General features: G+C 53.4%; 13 protein-coding genes. 8 read left to right on the top strand and 5 right to left on the bottom strand.

Annotated features, from left to right (window positions below; all coding sequences use genetic code 11):
- Positions 1–74: 74 nt before the first annotated feature.
- The 3 genes from Q8O77_RS07775 to Q8O77_RS07785 all read left to right on the top strand — a co-directional run bounded on the left by Q8O77_RS07775 (position 75) and on the right by Q8O77_RS07785 (position 2,164).
- A complete protein-coding gene (locus Q8O77_RS07775; RefSeq protein ID WP_305552287.1) occupies positions 75–293 on the top strand; it encodes a ParD-like family protein in 219 nt (72 codons plus the stop codon).
- A complete protein-coding gene (gene map / locus Q8O77_RS07780) occupies positions 274–1,059 on the top strand; it encodes a type I methionyl aminopeptidase (RefSeq protein WP_305552288.1) in 786 nt (261 codons plus the stop codon). Before Q8O77_RS07775 ends, map begins: the two co-directional genes overlap by 20 nt.
- A gap of 109 nt (positions 1,060–1,168) precedes the next feature.
- Entirely contained in the window at positions 1,169–2,164 is a 996-nt protein-coding gene (locus tag Q8O77_RS07785) for an SMP-30/gluconolactonase/LRE family protein (RefSeq protein ID WP_305552289.1), read from the top strand.
- A gap of 5 nt (positions 2,165–2,169) precedes the next feature.
- Here Q8O77_RS07785 and Q8O77_RS07790 read toward each other — a convergent pair whose 3' ends face one another.
- The 3 genes from Q8O77_RS07790 to Q8O77_RS07800 all read right to left on the bottom strand — a co-directional run bounded on the left by Q8O77_RS07790 (position 2,170) and on the right by Q8O77_RS07800 (position 7,582).
- Positions 2,170–3,141, bottom strand: coding sequence for a GGDEF domain-containing protein (locus Q8O77_RS07790; protein WP_305552290.1), 972 nt, complete (start codon positions 3,139–3,141; stop codon positions 2,170–2,172).
- Between the two features lie 150 nt (positions 3,142–3,291).
- Positions 3,292–6,381: an efflux RND transporter permease subunit gene (locus Q8O77_RS07795; RefSeq protein ID WP_305552291.1), complete on the bottom strand. Its 3,090-nt coding sequence runs from the start codon at positions 6,379–6,381 to the stop codon at positions 3,292–3,294.
- A gap of 13 nt (positions 6,382–6,394) precedes the next feature.
- Positions 6,395–7,582, bottom strand: a complete 1,188-nt coding sequence (locus Q8O77_RS07800) for an efflux RND transporter periplasmic adaptor subunit (RefSeq protein ID WP_305552292.1) — start codon at positions 7,580–7,582, stop codon at positions 6,395–6,397.
- Positions 7,583–7,753: 171 nt separating this feature from the next.
- Here Q8O77_RS07800 and Q8O77_RS07805 point away from each other — a divergent pair, with 171 nt between their 5' ends.
- The 3 genes from Q8O77_RS07805 to Q8O77_RS07815 are packed head-to-tail and all read left to right on the top strand — an operon-like array spanning position 7,754 to position 10,612.
- Positions 7,754–8,566 (top strand): MipA/OmpV family protein, encoded by an 813-nt coding sequence (locus Q8O77_RS07805; protein ID WP_305552293.1) that lies wholly within the window; start codon positions 7,754–7,756, stop codon positions 8,564–8,566.
- Positions 8,566–9,243 carry a response regulator transcription factor gene (locus tag Q8O77_RS07810; RefSeq protein ID WP_305552294.1) on the top strand — a complete coding sequence of 226 codons (678 nt, stop codon included), beginning with the start codon at positions 8,566–8,568 and terminating at the stop codon, positions 9,241–9,243. Before Q8O77_RS07805 ends, Q8O77_RS07810 begins: the two co-directional genes overlap by 1 nt.
- A complete protein-coding gene (locus Q8O77_RS07815) occupies positions 9,221–10,612 on the top strand; it encodes an ATP-binding protein (RefSeq protein WP_305552295.1) in 1,392 nt (463 codons plus the stop codon). Before Q8O77_RS07810 ends, Q8O77_RS07815 begins: the two co-directional genes overlap by 23 nt.
- 5 nt (positions 10,613–10,617) lie before the next feature.
- On the opposite strand, the gene gorA is transcribed toward Q8O77_RS07815, so the two are convergent.
- On the bottom strand, positions 10,618–11,973 hold the full coding sequence (gorA, locus tag Q8O77_RS07820; RefSeq protein WP_305552296.1) for a glutathione-disulfide reductase: 1,356 nt from the start codon (positions 11,971–11,973) through the stop codon (positions 10,618–10,620).
- A 114-nt stretch (positions 11,974–12,087) separates the two neighbouring features.
- The gene (locus Q8O77_RS07825) at positions 12,088–12,663 is read right to left on the bottom strand and encodes a hypothetical protein (protein WP_305552297.1); all 576 of its coding nucleotides are present in this window, start codon (positions 12,661–12,663) and stop codon (positions 12,088–12,090) included.
- 163 nt (positions 12,664–12,826) lie between these two features.
- Here Q8O77_RS07825 and prlC point away from each other — a divergent pair, with 163 nt between their 5' ends.
- The gene (prlC, locus tag Q8O77_RS07830; protein ID WP_305552298.1) at positions 12,827–14,875 is read left to right on the top strand and encodes an oligopeptidase A; all 2,049 of its coding nucleotides are present in this window, start codon (positions 12,827–12,829) and stop codon (positions 14,873–14,875) included.
- A 102-nt stretch (positions 14,876–14,977) separates the two neighbouring features.
- Entirely contained in the window at positions 14,978–15,475 is a 498-nt protein-coding gene (locus Q8O77_RS07835) for a hypothetical protein (RefSeq protein WP_305552299.1), read from the top strand.
- The last annotated feature ends 56 nt before the right edge of the window (positions 15,476–15,531 follow it).

Here is a 15,531-nt window from a genome sequence, read left to right on the forward strand (position 1 = left end):
CCGCTGCAACTTTACGGCGATATACGTTTTATATATAATTCGTATATTCAATGGCCCGGCAGCGGAGTAAAACCTTGGGTATTGTTAAAATTGCAGATGAACTGCATGAGGAAATTCGTAAAGCCAGCGGCGCTATGTCGCGTTCTATTAATGCCCAGGCCGAATTCTGGCTGAAAATGGGCATGTTGGCGGAGTTGTACCCCACGCACACTTATCAGCAACTGGTGCAGATGCTGCTGCAACAGGCAGAGTTTAAACTGGCCGGAGGCAGCGATGAGCGCCGTTCAGCTTAAAACTGCCGCCGAGTTGGCACTGCAACGTGAAGCCGGCCGCTTGCTGGCACAGGTGTTTGCCATGCTGGATAATAACATTGTAGCGGGCATGTCTACTTTACAGATCAATGAGTTGGCCGAGCGTTATATTGTCGATGAATTGCAGGCGCGGCCGGCCAGTAAAGGTCAGTATGGTTTTGCCTATGTGTTAAATACCTCGGTCAATGACGTGGTGTGTCATGGCGTGCCATCAGCCACGCAGCTGTTAAAACACGGCGATATTATCAATGTCGATATCACGTTAGAAAAACACGGCTTTATTGCCGATTCCAGCAAAATGTATGGTATAGGTGAGCTAAGCTTCCCCGCGCGCCGTTTGGTAGATGACTGCTACAGCGCACTGTGGCTGGGCATTAAAGCGGTAAAACCCGGCGCCCGCTTAGGTGATATTGGCTTTGCCATTGAGCAGTTTGCCCGCAGCAAAGGTTACAGCGTGGTGCGCGAATATTGTGGCCACGGCATAGGCCGTGAAATGCACGAAGCACCACAGGTGCTGCATTACGGCGCGGCCGGCAGCGGTATGCTGCTAAAACCCGGTATGGTATTTACCATAGAGCCGATGCTGAACCAGGGCAGTGCCAAAGTAAAAACCAAAAAAGACGGCTGGACAGTGGTAACCCGCGATAAAAAGCTTTCGGCCCAGTGGGAGCACACCATCGCCGTAACCGACAGCGGGGTAGAAGTGTTGACACTGCGGCCGGAAGAGCAAGCACTGCTTTTGGCCTGACACATCCGGTTGCAGCAATAAACATAACCGCAACAGCAAAATTGAGCATTTATTCAAACGGGTACTAATGCTAGCCTGTAAGCACTTAGCCTGACTTAATGGACTTTCTATGCGTTGCTCCGCTTTTATACTGTGTTTATTGGCTGCTCCGGCACTGGCTGCCAACCCGCCCTGGCCGGCACAGCCGGTATTAATGCTTAAGCCTGATATGCAACAGGTAGTGGCTGCAGATGCCACCCTGGAGCAACTGGCCGAAGGCTTTCGCTGGGCAGAAGGACCGGTTGCTGAGCCCGGTAGCGGCGATATTTTGTTCTCCGATGTGCCGGAGAATAAAGTCTATCGCTGGAATAAAGCACAGGGTTTAACGCTATATTTGCAGCCCTCCGGCTATAGCGGTTTGTACCCGCAGAACAACCTGCAGCAAGGCGCCAATGGCTTGATTTTTAATAGCGATAATAAGCTGGTGCTGGCGCAGCATGGCGACCGCCGCTTAGCGCTGTTTAATGGTTTCGACAATGGCGTACCGCAGTATCAGACTTTAGTCACAAAGTTTAACGGCAAGCTGTTAAACAGCCCGAACGACCTGGTACAGCACAGCAGCGGAGCTTACTACTTTACCGATCCGCCGTATGGCTTAAAAGGCGGCGATAATTCAACAGAAAAACAGCAAGGTGTAAATGGCGTATACCGGCTGACGGCGGATGGCAGCATTACGCTATTGGCAGATAACTTAACGCGGCCCAACGGCCTGGCGTTTTCACCCGACGAGCAATGGCTGTATGTGGCTAACTCCGACTCTGCCGCGGCACAGTGGTGGCGCTATGCCGTCAACGAAGATGGCAGCTTGGGCAAGGGCGGGTTGTTTTTTGATGCCACTGCCGCAACCCAAACCGCCAGCGGCTTACCCGATGGTTTAAAAGTGTTGCCATCCGGCATATTGTTGGCCACCGGGCCGGGCGGGGTTTGGGTTTTAACGCCACAGGGCGAACATTTAGGCACGATACAAACCGGTGTCGCGGCGGCCAATGTAGCGTTAAGTAGCGACAACAGCTGGCTGTATATTACCGCCAGCAGTTATTTACTGCGGATTAAACTGCGGCCTTAGCGGTTTTAGTCCGGCGCCTGAGCCACACAATTGCGGCCGTTGGATTTGGCCTGGTACAGGGATTCATCGGCACGCTGGATCAGGCTGTGCAGATCGTCTGAGCTGCGACACTGTGTTACCCCTATGCTGGCAGTACAGTTTGGTATTAACGGGTTTTCAATGGTGTGCTGCTCCAATGTCAGGCGAATGCGCTCTGCCAGAGCGTAAGCACTGCTGATACCGGTGTCGGGTAAAATAACCAGAAACTCCTCGCCACCAATGCGGCCGATAAAGTCAGTTTTTCTCATCTGTTGTTTAAAAGTTTCGGCGGCGCTTTTTAAGGCACGATCGCCGGCCTGATGGCCAAAATTGTCGTTTACCGCCTTAAAGTGATCCAGGTCCAACATCATAATACTCAGTGCGGTGCCCTGGCGCTCAGCACGGGCAATTTCCAGCCCGAGCAGACGCATAATTTCGCGCCGGTTTAACAGCTCTGTCAGCTCATCCGTGGTAGCCATTTTTTCCAGTTGTGCCGTGCGTTTTTTTACCTCAGCTTCCAGCCGCTGATTTGATGCTTCCAGTTCATGTTCAGCCCGCATCAGCTCGACAATTTTAGCCTCCATAGCACGCTTACCCGGCAAACTTATCACCTGCGGCAACAAGTACCACAGTAGTATCGCTGTCAGCATAGAGATAATGCCTGTCATCGACTTTATAATGCCGTGAATATAGTAGTAGCCATGCCAGACATTGATAATGCCGAGAATATGGGTGGCGCCGCAGAAAAAAATAAAACCGGCAAACAGCAGAAAGATCCAGTCAAAGCGCAGATCATCCCTGGCTCTGACCAGCCTTACCAGGGCTATCGGGATCAACATATAGGCGATAAATGTCAATGTATCGCCACCCACATGTAACAGCAGTAAATCGGTGCGCCATAGCAAACAATGGCCATGTGGCATAAAGTCGCCGTTCAGTAACTCATTGAAAAACGCCATTTTTTAATCCTGTTTACGGTTACAGCTGCAAATCAGCTTAGTCAACCTTGGGCAAAGGTGTTGTAAGAACCGAAACAAAGATACCGCAACTGCAGCTATTAGCGCTACAGGGCTGATACAACGCGATCAGCCCTGTTGCCTGCTGCAGCCTTAGTGGTTAAGCGGTGAAAAGCGGCGTAAGCGCGGTTTTAGCCACTGCACGACATCATCTACAACGAGGTACACCACCGGAATTACCAGCAGGCTGAGAAAGGTTGAGGTAATAAGGCCGCCAATGACCACTATCGCCATCGGCGCGCGAAAGCTCGGGTCGCCGCCCATACCTAAGGCGATAGGCAGCATGCCGGCGCCCATGGCAAGCGTGGTCATGACGATAGGTCGTGCCCGTTTGCGACAGGCATCGATAATGGCCTCCCAACGGTTTAGCTGGTGCTCACTCCTGGCAATAATGATGTAATCAATCAGCAGAATCGAGTTTTTGGTGGCGATGCCCATTAACATTATTAAGCCAATCATCGCCGGCAGCGACAGCGCAGAGTTGGTTAAAAACAGCGCCAAAAAGGCGCCAGGTACGGAGAGAATCAGCGCGGCAAGAATAGTGACCGGCTGGACAAAGTCTTTTAGCAGCAGTACCAGCACCATATAAATACAAAATACCCCGGTTAACATCGCGATAGCGAAACCGCTGGCCAGCTCGCCCATCATTTCCGCATCGCCCAGTGCGGTTTGCGACACGCCGGGCGGCAGGCTTTTCAGGCCGGGTAATGCCATAACGGCTTGTTCAACCACACCCAGCGGCAGGTTATTCAGCTCTATGTCGAAGTTGATATTGCGCATCCGGTCAAAGCGGGCGATTTCTGCCGGGCCGCTGCTTATTTCCAGGCTGGCGACATTTTCCAGCGCTACCGGGCCGCGCGCACCCGGCACCGGCAGGCGTTTAAAGGTGTCAAAATCCTCGCGGGCGATATCGCTCAGGCGCACCACTACCGGCACCTGGCGTTCACTCAGGTTAAGTTTGGCCAGGTCCTGATCATAGTCGCCGGCGGTGGCAACCCGCAGCGTATCAGCAATGGCGGAAGAGGTAACGCCAAGGTCGGCGGCACGGGCAAAGTCCGGCTTGATCAACAGCTCCGGCCGCACCAGGCTGGCGCTGGAGGTAACGGCACCGATGCCCGGAATAGCCCGTAACTCGCGTTCTACCTGCAGCGCATGTTGCTGCAATATACGGCTGTCTTCGCCGGCCAGCACCAGCATATAGTTTTCACTGGTGCCGTCCATACCCACTTTAATTCTGGCGCCCGGCAGGGTGCTTAAGGCGTCGCGTAATTGCTGTTCAATTTGTTGTTTATGCATACCTGGTCGCAGCTTGCGGTGGCTTAGAGTTAGCGTAAGTACCGCTGAGCGCACACTGGCTGCAGCGCTGCCGGCGTCCTCTGATGCGCCTGAACTACCGCTACCGATAGCGGTGTAAATTTGTGTTACCTGCGTATTTTGCAGCAGCATTTGCCGTGCCTGTTCGGCCAGGGCAACGGTATCCTGCAGCTTAGTGCCTGGCTGCAGAGTAAGCCTAACCTGGGTTTGCTGGTTATCATCTGCCGGCATAAAGGCACCGGGCAGTGCCATCGCCAGCATAATGCCGCCGGCAAAAAATATCGTAGCAGCGCCCAGGGTCAGGCTTTTGTGCTGTAAACACCAGGTGACCAGATTCAGGTAGTAGCGGATCCAACCCGGTTCCGGTTTAACCGGCTGCTTATGCTGCTTAGGTGAGCGCAGCAGGTAGGCGGCCATCATTGGCGTAAGCAGCCGGGCCACCAGCAGGGAAAACAGTACCGCTATGGCTGCTGTCCAGCCAAACTGCACAAAGAACTTGCCGATTACGCCGCTCATAAAGGCGGTGGGTAAAAATACCGCTATCAGGGTAAAGGTGGTGGCAACCACTGCAAGGCCAATTTCATCGGCAGCTTCCATGGCCGCCTGAAACGGCGTTTTGCCCATCAGCAGATGGCGCTCGATGTTTTCTATTTCAACGATAGCATCATCTACCAGCACGCCAATTACCAGCGAAAGCGACAGCAGCGTAACGGTATTGAGCGAAAAGCCCATCAGATGGATCACCAAAAAGGTGGGAATGATCGACAGTGGCAGTGCCACTGCAGAAATAAAGGTGGCCCGCCAGTCGCGCAGAAACAGAAACACCACTAATACTGCCAGCAGGGCGCCTTCATACAATAGCTGCATGGAACCGGCATAGTTCTCCGCTACCGGGTCAATCAGGTTAAATACTTCAGTTATGCTGATATCCGGCTGCTGTACTTGCAGCTGTTGCAGCGCGGCACGCACCCCATCTGCTACTTCAAGTTCGCCGTAACCTATAGCGCGGGTTATCTCAAAACCCACCACCGGCTCGCCATTCAGAAAAGCGGCAGAACGCTGCTCTGCCACAGTGTCTGAAACGCTGGCTATCTGATCCAGCCGGATGCGGCGGCCATCCGTTAAGGTGATATCCATAGCGGCGAATTCCTCTGCCGACTGCACTGTAGCGATGGTTCTCACCGATTGTTCCATGCCACCAAAATGGGCACGGCCGCCCGCCGCTTCTTGCTGCACCAGCCGTAACTGACGGGAGATGCCGGCGGCAGTGGTATTGAATGCCAATAGGGCGGCAAAATCCAACTCAACGCGGATTTCGCGGTTAACGCCGCCCACGCGGGCTACCGCACCTACGCCTTTCACTGCCAGCAGGGCTTTGCTGATATCGTTGTCGACAAACCACGACAAGGCTTCGTTATCCATTTGGGCTGAGCTGAGGCTGTAGGTCAGAATGGGCGAGCCGGACAATTCCTGTTTTTTTATCACCGGATCGCGCAAGTCTGCCGGTAGATCAGCCCGAATGCGAGCTACCGCATCGCGCACATCATCAACGGCTTGTTGTATTGAGCGCTCTAAACGAAACTCAACCGAAATGCTGGCTTCGCCATCGGTCAGGTTACTGTAAATGTGCTTAACGCCTTGCACAGTGGCCAGTGAGCTTTCTATCTTACGCACTACATCGGTTTCAAGCTGGGAAGGCGAAGCGCCAGGTAAGGACAAACTAACGGTAACAGTGGGTAATTCCACATCAGGCAGATCCTGGATTTTCATCGCGCGAAAACTGCTAAGGCCGGCAAAGGTCAGCAGAATAAACAGCAGGATAGCCGGCGTAGGGTTGCGTATGGCCCAGGTTGAGATATTCAAATTCATTTTATACTCCGGCTTACATCGCGTCGTCTGACTGAGCAGCCAAAGCCGCTGGCGTCCCGGCTGGTTTGGCTGTTGTTACCGAAGGCTGCGCGCCCTGCTGGTGGGGCACAATCCGCACTAAATCACCATCGCCAAGAAAAGCGCCGCCCGTTACGACGACTTGATCCGCCGCTGTTACACCACTGCTGATTTCTACCAAATCAGCAGTGCGCCGCCCGGTGCTGACTTTGGTTTGCGTTACTCTGGCATCCTCGCCAACCTGCATCACATAGCTGAAACCATCGCGCAACAGCACGGCACTTTGCGGCAGAGTCAGTACTTCTGTTGTGCCAAGTTCAAACCGGCCACGGGCAAAACTACCGGCACGGAGGTTTTGGTCTAAAGGCAAGTCGACATACACCAGGGCATTACGGCTTTGGGTGTCTACCACCGGCGCGACCATGCGCAATGAACCGGTAATGGTTTCACCACCCACCGGTGTAACGTAAACAACCTGGCCCGGTTGCAGCTTGGGCAGATCTTGTGCTGACACCTCTGCCCGCCATTCCAGCCGGCCGCCCCTGATCAGCCGGAACAGCTGCTGGCCCGGCGGCAGCACGGCGCCAACAGTGGCGTCTCTGGCGGAAATAATGCCGTTGTCCGGTGCCAACACCCGGGTTTGCTCAAGGCGTAATTGTTGGCTGTGCAGGCTGGCTTGGGCTGACTGCAGCCGGGCCAGGGCGGTTTTTTCCGCCGTACTGTATTGCTGAATTTGTCGTGTCGACAGGGCACCGCTGGCTTGCAGCTCTGCAGCACGCTTTACGTCGTCTGTCGCTTCCGCCAGTAAGGCTTCAGCTTCAGCTACTGCGGCCTGGCTTTGCGCCAGCTCAGAGCGTACCGAGTCAGCAGCAAAGCTGGCCAGCAGCTGGCCGCGCCTGACGATATCACCAACATTAACCAGCACCTGGTCTAGCCTTAAATCATTGGTTTCATTGCCAATGCTGGCTTCCTGCCAGGCGCTGATATTGCCACTGGCCGACAAAGTCAGGGGTAATATGACCCTTTGTGGCTTGGTTAGGCTAACGGTAAGTGTGGGCTTAGCCGCTGCAACGGCAGTGTTATCTGCTGCTGCGTCAGTGCTGTCTGCAGCGACGATTATGGCGGCGGTAACGGCCACCACAAATACTGTGGCAAGCAATACAACCTGGTGAGACCTCTTCATTTTCTGCTTCCTTAATTTTACCTGGCATCAGCATTACTGTCGGTTAAATTGCCTTTCAGCAAACTTACTGAGGCAAAAACAGCAAAAAAATGTGTTGGTAAGTTTTAGGTAAGTCAGGCGATGGATGATGGCAGTTCTTTTACATCAAAATCATTTGAAAGGAACTGATCTATGCGCTCATTGATTTCAACCCCGCCTTATTTCAAAACTGTTAGGGCATATACTGAGGCGGCGTTGTTTATGCTGCTTGGCGGTTTACCTTTGACTGTTGCTGCACAGCAGCCGGATGATGATGCATCGTCATGGGGCTTGGGCGTGGCGGTTATCACCAGCCAGAAAGCCTATGCCGGTATTGACCGTGACAACAAGCTGTTGCCGATATTGTCATATGAAAATCGCTATATCCGTCTGACCGGGCCTGAGCTGGCGGTTAAATTGCCGGGTTATCAGTTTAGTGAGTCGAATAAGGTGAACTTCAGTATTATCGGCAAGTACGATTTTACCGATTACAAGCAAAGTGATGCGCCAATCCTTAATGGTATGGCAGACAGAGATGGTGGTTTCCGCGCCGGCTTTAAAGCAGAATGGCAAAACAGTATTGCGGATATCAGTGCTGAATATGTTACTGAAGTGTCAGGCGACAGTGAAGGCAGCGAAGTTAATCTTATGGTAGAGAAAACCTGGCATTTTGCTGAACACTATATGTTTACGCCCCGCATAGCGGTGAGCTGGCAGGACAAAAAACATATAGATTACTACTATGGTGTACGCAGCAACGAAGTGACCGCAGAGCGGGCGTTTTATCAGGGGGAAGCCGGAATGAATATTGAGGCAGGCGCACGTGTCGGCTATATGTTTAAGCAAAGACATATTATTTTTCTGGATGTCAGCCTGACCAGCTTAGCGACAGAAATAAAAGACAGCCCTTTGGTTGACCGCTCCACTGAAAACCGGGTATTTCTCGGTTATAGCTACAGTTTCTGATGAACCGTATCCTGCTGCTTGAAGATCATGAGCGCTTAGCCCGGTTGATATGCGAGGGGCTGGCGCCTGCCGGTATTGTCGCTGATGTGTTCAGCCGTATCGATCATGCGTTGGTGGCCTTGCAGCAAGTGCCGTATCAGGCGTTGGTGATTGACCGGGGCGTGCCGGACGGTGATGGCCTGTCGTTGTTACGGCGGATACGCGATGGCGGCAATACGGTTCCTTGCCTGGTATTGACAGCGCGCACCGCACTGAATGATCGGGTTGAAGGCCTGGATGCCGGTGCCGATGATTATCTGGCCAAACCTTTTGCTATGGAAGAAATGGTGGCGCGGGTACGGGCACTATTGCGCCGGCCGGCTGAGGTGCGCTCGCTGGAGCCGCAATGTGGCGACTTAACCTTGCGCCCGGCAGACAGCCTTATCTGCTGCGGTGATAACTGCGAGATCCTGGCGCCGGCAGAGCTGCAAATTATGTTGTTACTGGTGCGCAGATGTAATGAGTCGGTGCGTCACACTGCACTGGAGGCTGCCGGCTGGGGCTTTAGCGAAGCGGTTACGCCCAACGCACTGGATGTGGCATTGCACCGCATCCGGCGAAAGTTACAGGCCATTGGCTCGCAGCAGCGGATAGTAAATATAAGGGGTATAGGCTATGCGCTTCGGCACGATGTTTAATTTCAATAGTTTGCGACTGCAGATATTACTGTCTTATCTTGCCGGTATGATGCTGAGCATCACCTTGCTGGTGTTGGCTGCGGTTTGGGTGTTGCAAAATAATACGCTGGCCAGAATGGACCTGGCTGATGCAGCCGCCGGGATCGCAGACGATATCCGCTACAATGACGATGGCAAGCCTGTTGGCTTTGCGCCGAAGGTAGAGGACGTAACCTGGTTGTTTGAAAGTTTCCCGCGTGAAACGGCGTACCGGATCCTGGATGAAGCCGGCAACGTGGTGTTGCAGTCGGGTGGCGGTGAGTCTGTCTGGCCTGAGAGTAAAGAACTGCTCAGACTGGGGCGTGGCCGGTTTGATTTTGAGTCTGACGGCTTGACTATGCACGGAGCAACGGAGCCTGTCATGCTCAATGACAAAATCTGGTATTTGCAGCTTACCGCCAGCACAAGGTTTATGACGCTGATGCATCGCCGTATAGCCCTGCCGCTGGTGGGAACCGGTGTTACCCTGTTTAGCCTGGTGCTGCTGCTCGCTTTTGGTTTATGCGCTTACATCACGTTGCGCTACACGCTAAGGCCGCTAAAAGATATCTCCCGGTCTGCCTCCACTATTTCTCCTCATACTCTGGATGTTCGTCTGCCGGTTAAAGGCGTGCCTACCGAGCTTGCGCCGCTGGTAAACAGCTTTAATCAGGCCCTTGAACGGCTGGAGCATGGCTACCGGGTGCAGCAGGAGTTTTTGGCCACCGCCGCGCACGAATTAAAAACCCCGTTGGCGTTGATCAGCGCTCAGCTCGAATTGATGTCGCCAACAGAGCAGCGTAACTGGCTGCTGCATGATGTGCGCTATATGTCGCGCCAGGTGCAGCAGTTATTGCTGCTGGCCGAAGCCAGTGAGCAGCAGAACTACAGGTTTATAAAGCTTGACGTTACTGAGATTGCGGCCGAGGTTGTCGCTTATTTACAGCGGATGGCCGATAACCAACAAGTGAAATTGCGCCTGGAGCGGCATATAGCCAGCTTGATATTGCCGGCCGATAAAGGTGCGTTATTTACCCTGCTGAAAAACCTGCTGGAAAATGCCATTCAACATGCGCCGCCGGGCAGCACTGTGGCGGTAGATGTGTTCGCCGACTATATCAGCGTGCGCGATCACGGCCCGGGTGTAAGTGAGGCGCAATTGCCGCAGTTATTTAACCGCTTCTGGCGCGCAGAAACCAGGCGGGATAGCGGTGCCGGGCTGGGCCTGACCATTTGCCGCGAAATTGCGCTGGCGCATAGCTGGGTGTTATCAGCCCACAGAATGCAGCCGGGGTTAATGTTCCGGCTGCAGCTGGTTGCTGATAATGACGGTAATACTCCAGCCGGGTAAGCAAATTAGCGCAGCGTAACAAACTCTTCGGCGCTGGTTGGGTGCAGCGCTACGGTGTTGTCAAAGTCGGCTTTGGTGGCGCCCATTTTTATCGCTACGGCAAAGCCTTGCAGTACTTCGTCCATGCCCTCACCAATGCCGTGCAAACCGACCACTTTTTCGTCCGGGCCGGTGCACACTAACTTAAAGCGGCTAAGCGCACGATGCTCAGTAATGGCGTTGTACATGGCTGCGAAGTTAGAGCGATACACTTTGATATTAGCCGCGCCGTATTGCTCTATGGCTTCTGCTTCCGTTAAACCAATAGTGCCGATGGGTGGGTGGCTGAATACTACTGTGGGTATCAACGAGTAATCCATATGCGCGTCCGGCATGTCTTTGTTAAACAGCCGTTCGGCCAGCAGGCGGGCGGCTTTAACTGCTACCGGGGTTAGCTGGGCTTCGCCGGTAATATCGCCAACGGCATAGATGCCGCTAACATTGGTATTCTGGTATTTGTCGGTGCGGATATAACCGTCTTTATCAGTTGCCACGCCGGCAGCGGCCAAATTCAGCTTGTCGGTAGCGGGCTCACGGCCAATGGCCCAGATCAGGCAATCCACGTCAGTAAATACGCTGCCGTTATCGCAATGTACGCTTAAGCTGCCGTCACTCATTTTTTCTACTTTACTGACATTGGCCTGGGTGTGCAGCTGCAGCTTATCTTGCGCCATGCGCTCAAGCAGCATATCGGTAATATCGCTGTCAAAATTACGCAGTGGCCGATCTTTGCGTACCAGCAGGTGCGTGTCTGTGCCCAGCGCATGCAATACACCGGCGATTTCGATAGCGATATAACCGGCGCCGATTACCAGCGCTTTTTTCGGCTGGGTGGTTAGAGCAAAAAAGCCGTCGGAGTCTATACCGTGCTCTGCGCCGGGAATATCAGGCCGCGTCGGGCGGCCGCCTGTGGCGATGGTAATATGATCGGCCGTAATGCGCTCGCCGTTAACCTCAACGGTATGGGCATCAACAAAGCTGGCAAAACCGTTAATATAGGTGACCCCGTTATTGGTAAAGCCTTTTTCGTAACTGGCGTGAATGCGCTTGATATAGGCCTCGCGGTTTTTCACCAGGGTGGCCCAGCTAAAGCGGTTCTGGGTTATGTCAAAGCCGTAATCTGCGCTGTATTTCAGTGCTTCGGCAATATGGGCGCCATACCACATCACTTTTTTCGGTACGCAGCCGACATTAACGCAGGTGCCGCCCACTGCATTGGCTTCAATTACCGCGGCGCTGGCACCGCGTTGGGCCGCACGGTTGGCGCCGGCAATACCGCCGCTGCCGGCACCGATAGCAAGATAGTTAAAATGACGGGTCATAACGCAGTTCCACATTGCAGGTCAATGCACTGGTTATATGGGGTAAAGCGATGTTTTACAAGCCCGGCGTTACAGCTAAGTAAACGCCGGCCGGGGGAGTTGATTATTGCGCTGTTACAGCTTTTTCAGATCAATAGCATTGGCCAGCTTTAGCATAGTGCTTTGGGCGGCGCTGTCACCTTCCAGGCTAACCATGGCACCGCCCGGGGTAACAAACTGCAGCTCCATGCTGTCGCCGTCCAACTTTTGTACTGCCTGAATGCCCTGAATTTTGGTTAATTTACCGCCGGACATGGCAATCATTGACGGGTTGCTTAACATCATTGAAAACGCCTGCAGCATAGGTGAGTCCATCATTAGCTGCATTTCAATGCGGTGCTCATCGTTATAATAGGTGCGCGATGCGCTGATACCGCCGCCAAACATTGCAGCAGCGGCGACTTCGCTGTTGGCATCTTCGGCCTGCCAACCGGCCGGTGGTGGCGGAAACGCCTGTTTTACCTGTTCGCCTTTCTCCTGACGGATCAGCGTGCTGGCGTAATCCAGCTGGGCGATAGCTTGCGACAGCTCGCCGGCTTTGTAGTGTTTGGTGGCGGCGTCTATGGCGTCATTTATTTCGCTGTCGCTGGCGGCAAGGTTCAGGCTGGCCAGCAGCAGGGTGGCGATGGTGGTTTTTTGTAACATGCTCATATAAGTTCATTCCCTTGATTCACAAAACCGGCAAAGAGTATAGCCAGGCTTTATTTCCGCTGCCAATACCGTCAATACAGACAGTTGCGCCGGCTTTAGCATTGACAACAGCCCGGTTAGCCCCAACATTAGCCGTATTACTTATTCTGAGCAAAGGTACTTTATGTCAGCCAGCACCAATGTTTTATTATCTTTTCCGGCTTTGCCGCCGTTTTCGAAAATTACTCCTGAGCAGGTTAAACCTGCAGTAGAACAAGCCATCGCTCAGGCCCGCGATGCGGTAGAGCGTGCTGTGGCAGCAGCCGATGTCAGCTGGGACAGCCTGATAGCGCAGCCGGAGCAAGACGGTGACCGCTTGGGTAAACTGTGGTCACCGGTGTCGCATATGAACTCGGTAGTCAATACCCCGGAGCTGCGCGAAGCCTATGAAAGCTGCCTGCCGTTATTGTCAGACTTCAGCACCTGGCTGGGCCAGCATGAAGGCCTGTATCAAAAGTATCAGCAACTGGCACAAAGTGCGCAATACGGCAAGTTAACCGCGGCGCAGCAAAAGGTGATTCAAAATGCACTGCGCGATTTTAAGCTGTCGGGTATTGGTTTATCGGCGGAAAAAAAGCAGCGCTATGGTGAAATTCAAAGCCGGTTATCCGATTTAGGTTCGCAGTTTTCTAACAATACCCTGGACGCCACCCAAGCCTGGTTTAAGCATATTACCGTTGAGGCCGACTTAGCCGGTTTACCGGATGATGCCAAACTGGCCGCCGCCGAAGAGGCAAAAAGCCGCGAACTGGACGGCTGGGTATTTACGCTGGAATTCCCCAGCTACATAGCGGTGATGACCTACGCCAATAATCGTGAACTGCGTGAAGAGTTGTACAGTGCTTATTGCACCCGGGCGTCGGATCAGGGCCCAACCGCCGGTAAGTTTGATAACAGCGCCATTATTGAAGAAACCCTGGCACTGAAACACGAGCTGGCGCAACTGCTGGATTTTAACAACGCCGCAGAAGAATCGCTGGCGACTAAGATGGCACAAAGCCCGGCGCAGGTACTGGATTTTCTGCATGATTTAGCCCGCCGTGCCAAGCCGCAGGCCGGGCAGGATTTAGCTGAGCTAAGCGCTTTTGCACAAAGCGAATACGCAGTGACAGAGCTGGCCGCCTGGGATGTGACTTACTACGCCGAAAAGCTGAAACAAGCCAAATATGCCATCTCTGATGAACAGCTACGGCCGTATTTCCCGGAGCATAAAGTGGTGGCTGGGTTATTTGCTGTGCTGAATAAGTTGTTTGGCGTAACAGTGAAGCAGCGCGACGGTGTGGATGTATGGCATCCGGACGTTAAGTTTTACGATATTTTTGGCGCACAGGGCGAGCTGCGAGGCAGCTTTTACCTGGATTTATACGCACGGGCGAAAAAGCGCGGTGGTGCCTGGATGGATGACTGCCAGGGCCGGCGTATGTTGCCGGATGGCAGTGTGCAAACCCCGGTGGCTTATTTAACCTGCAACTTTAATAAACCGGTGGGCGGCAAGCCGGCGCTGTTTACCCATGATGAAGTGGTTACCTTGTTCCATGAGTTCGGCCATGGTATTCACCATATGCTGACCAAAGTTGATGCGGCAGCGGTAGCCGGCATTAACGGTGTAGCTTGGGATGCGGTAGAGCTGCCAAGCCAGTTTTTGGAAAACTGGTGCTGGCAGGCCGAAGCGCTGGCGATTATTTCCGGCCACTATGAAAGCGGCGAGCCATTGCCGCAGGATTTGCTGGATAAAATGCTGGCGGCGAAAAATTTCCAGTCGGCGATGTTTTTAGTGCGTCAGTTAGAATTCGCGCTGTTTGATTTCCGCCTGCATGCCGAGTATGACCCGGCGCTGGGCGGCCGCGTACAGCAAATGCTGGACGAGGTACGCAGCGAAGTATCGGTGATTATTCCGCCGCGCTTTAACCGGTTTCAGCATGGTTTCAGCCATATTTTTGCCGGTGGTTATGCGGCAGGCTATTACAGCTACTTGTGGGCCGAAGTGTTGTCGGCCGACGCCTTTGGCCGCTTTGAAGAAGAGGGCATTTTCAATGCCGACACCGGGCGCGATTTTTTACGCTGGATTTTAGAGCGTGGCGGTAGTGCCGAGCCGATGGAGCTGTTTAAAGGTTTCCGTGGTCGTGAGCCATCTAACGAAGCTTTGTTGCGCCATATGGGCATCGCTGGCTAAACCTGTTTGCTCAGCGCAGGCTAATAATTAATTTAAGCTTAACAATTCATTGCCAATTCAGACAGGCTCTGCCAAGCTGAACTGCAAAAGCGGAGGCTGAATATGTACAATAAAAGTGTGATGGTTATGCTGGTGGCACTAGGGTTGGCAGGGTGCCAACAAGGCCAGGCGGGTACTGATACCGGAGCTGAGCGTTTACCACCGAAAGCGGTGGTGGAGCCGATAGACCCGGTAACAGACCCGTTAGCAGCGGCAAAAGCGAGGAAACAGCAAATGGCACAGCAGGTCGATTTAAATGCTATGCGCGCCGATGTGATGGCGCTGATAGGTGATGCCAAAGCAGATAACGTGGCGCAGTGCCGTGTGGTTGGTTTTGGTAGCAAACCTTGCGGTGGTCCGGCGCGCTATATAGCGGTGTCGGTTAAAGACGGCGATGAAAATGAAATTATGGCTAAGATCGGCCAATATAATGCTGCAGCCAAAGCGGAAAACGAGCGGCTGGGTTTAATGTCGGATTGCGCGGTGGTGCCCAAGCCAACGGTGACGTTAAAAGACGGTGTCTGTACCTTGCAAGACAGCGGCAACAGTGCAACGTTTTAACCGTTAAACACAGCGCAGAGGCTGGCGTTAGTACTAAGGCAACAGTTACACTGTTG

Origin of the sequence: Rheinheimera sp. (assembly GCF_030690345.1) — a bacterium.
In the GTDB taxonomy this organism is placed as follows: domain Bacteria; phylum Pseudomonadota; class Gammaproteobacteria; order Enterobacterales; family Alteromonadaceae; genus Alishewanella.

Bases quoted from the DNA above. Each gene is read 5' to 3' on its own strand.
- Q8O77_RS07800 (WP_305552292.1), bottom strand. From the start codon at position 7,582: ATGAAGAGGTCTCACCAGGTTGTATTGCTTGCCACAGTATTTGTGGTG.
- Q8O77_RS07825 (WP_305552297.1), bottom strand. From the start codon at position 12,663: ATGAGCATGTTACAAAAAACCACCATCGCCACCCTGCTGCTGGCCAGC.
- Q8O77_RS07795 (WP_305552291.1), bottom strand. From the start codon at position 6,381: ATGAATTTGAATATCTCAACCTGGGCCATACGCAACCCTACGCCGGCT.
- Q8O77_RS07790 (WP_305552290.1), bottom strand. From the start codon at position 3,141: ATGGCGTTTTTCAATGAGTTACTGAACGGCGACTTTATGCCACATGGC.
- Q8O77_RS07785 (WP_305552289.1), top strand. From the start codon at position 1,169: ATGCGTTGCTCCGCTTTTATACTGTGTTTATTGGCTGCTCCGGCACTG.
- Q8O77_RS07805 (WP_305552293.1), top strand. From the start codon at position 7,754: ATGCGCTCATTGATTTCAACCCCGCCTTATTTCAAAACTGTTAGGGCA.
- Q8O77_RS07835 (WP_305552299.1), top strand. From the start codon at position 14,978: ATGTACAATAAAAGTGTGATGGTTATGCTGGTGGCACTAGGGTTGGCA.
- prlC (WP_305552298.1), top strand. From the start codon at position 12,827: ATGTCAGCCAGCACCAATGTTTTATTATCTTTTCCGGCTTTGCCGCCG.
- Q8O77_RS07815 (WP_305552295.1), top strand. From the start codon at position 9,221: ATGCGCTTCGGCACGATGTTTAATTTCAATAGTTTGCGACTGCAGATA.
- Q8O77_RS07810 (WP_305552294.1), top strand. From the start codon at position 8,566: ATGAACCGTATCCTGCTGCTTGAAGATCATGAGCGCTTAGCCCGGTTG.
- gorA (WP_305552296.1), bottom strand. From the start codon at position 11,973: ATGACCCGTCATTTTAACTATCTTGCTATCGGTGCCGGCAGCGGCGGT.
- map (WP_305552288.1), top strand. From the start codon at position 274: ATGAGCGCCGTTCAGCTTAAAACTGCCGCCGAGTTGGCACTGCAACGT.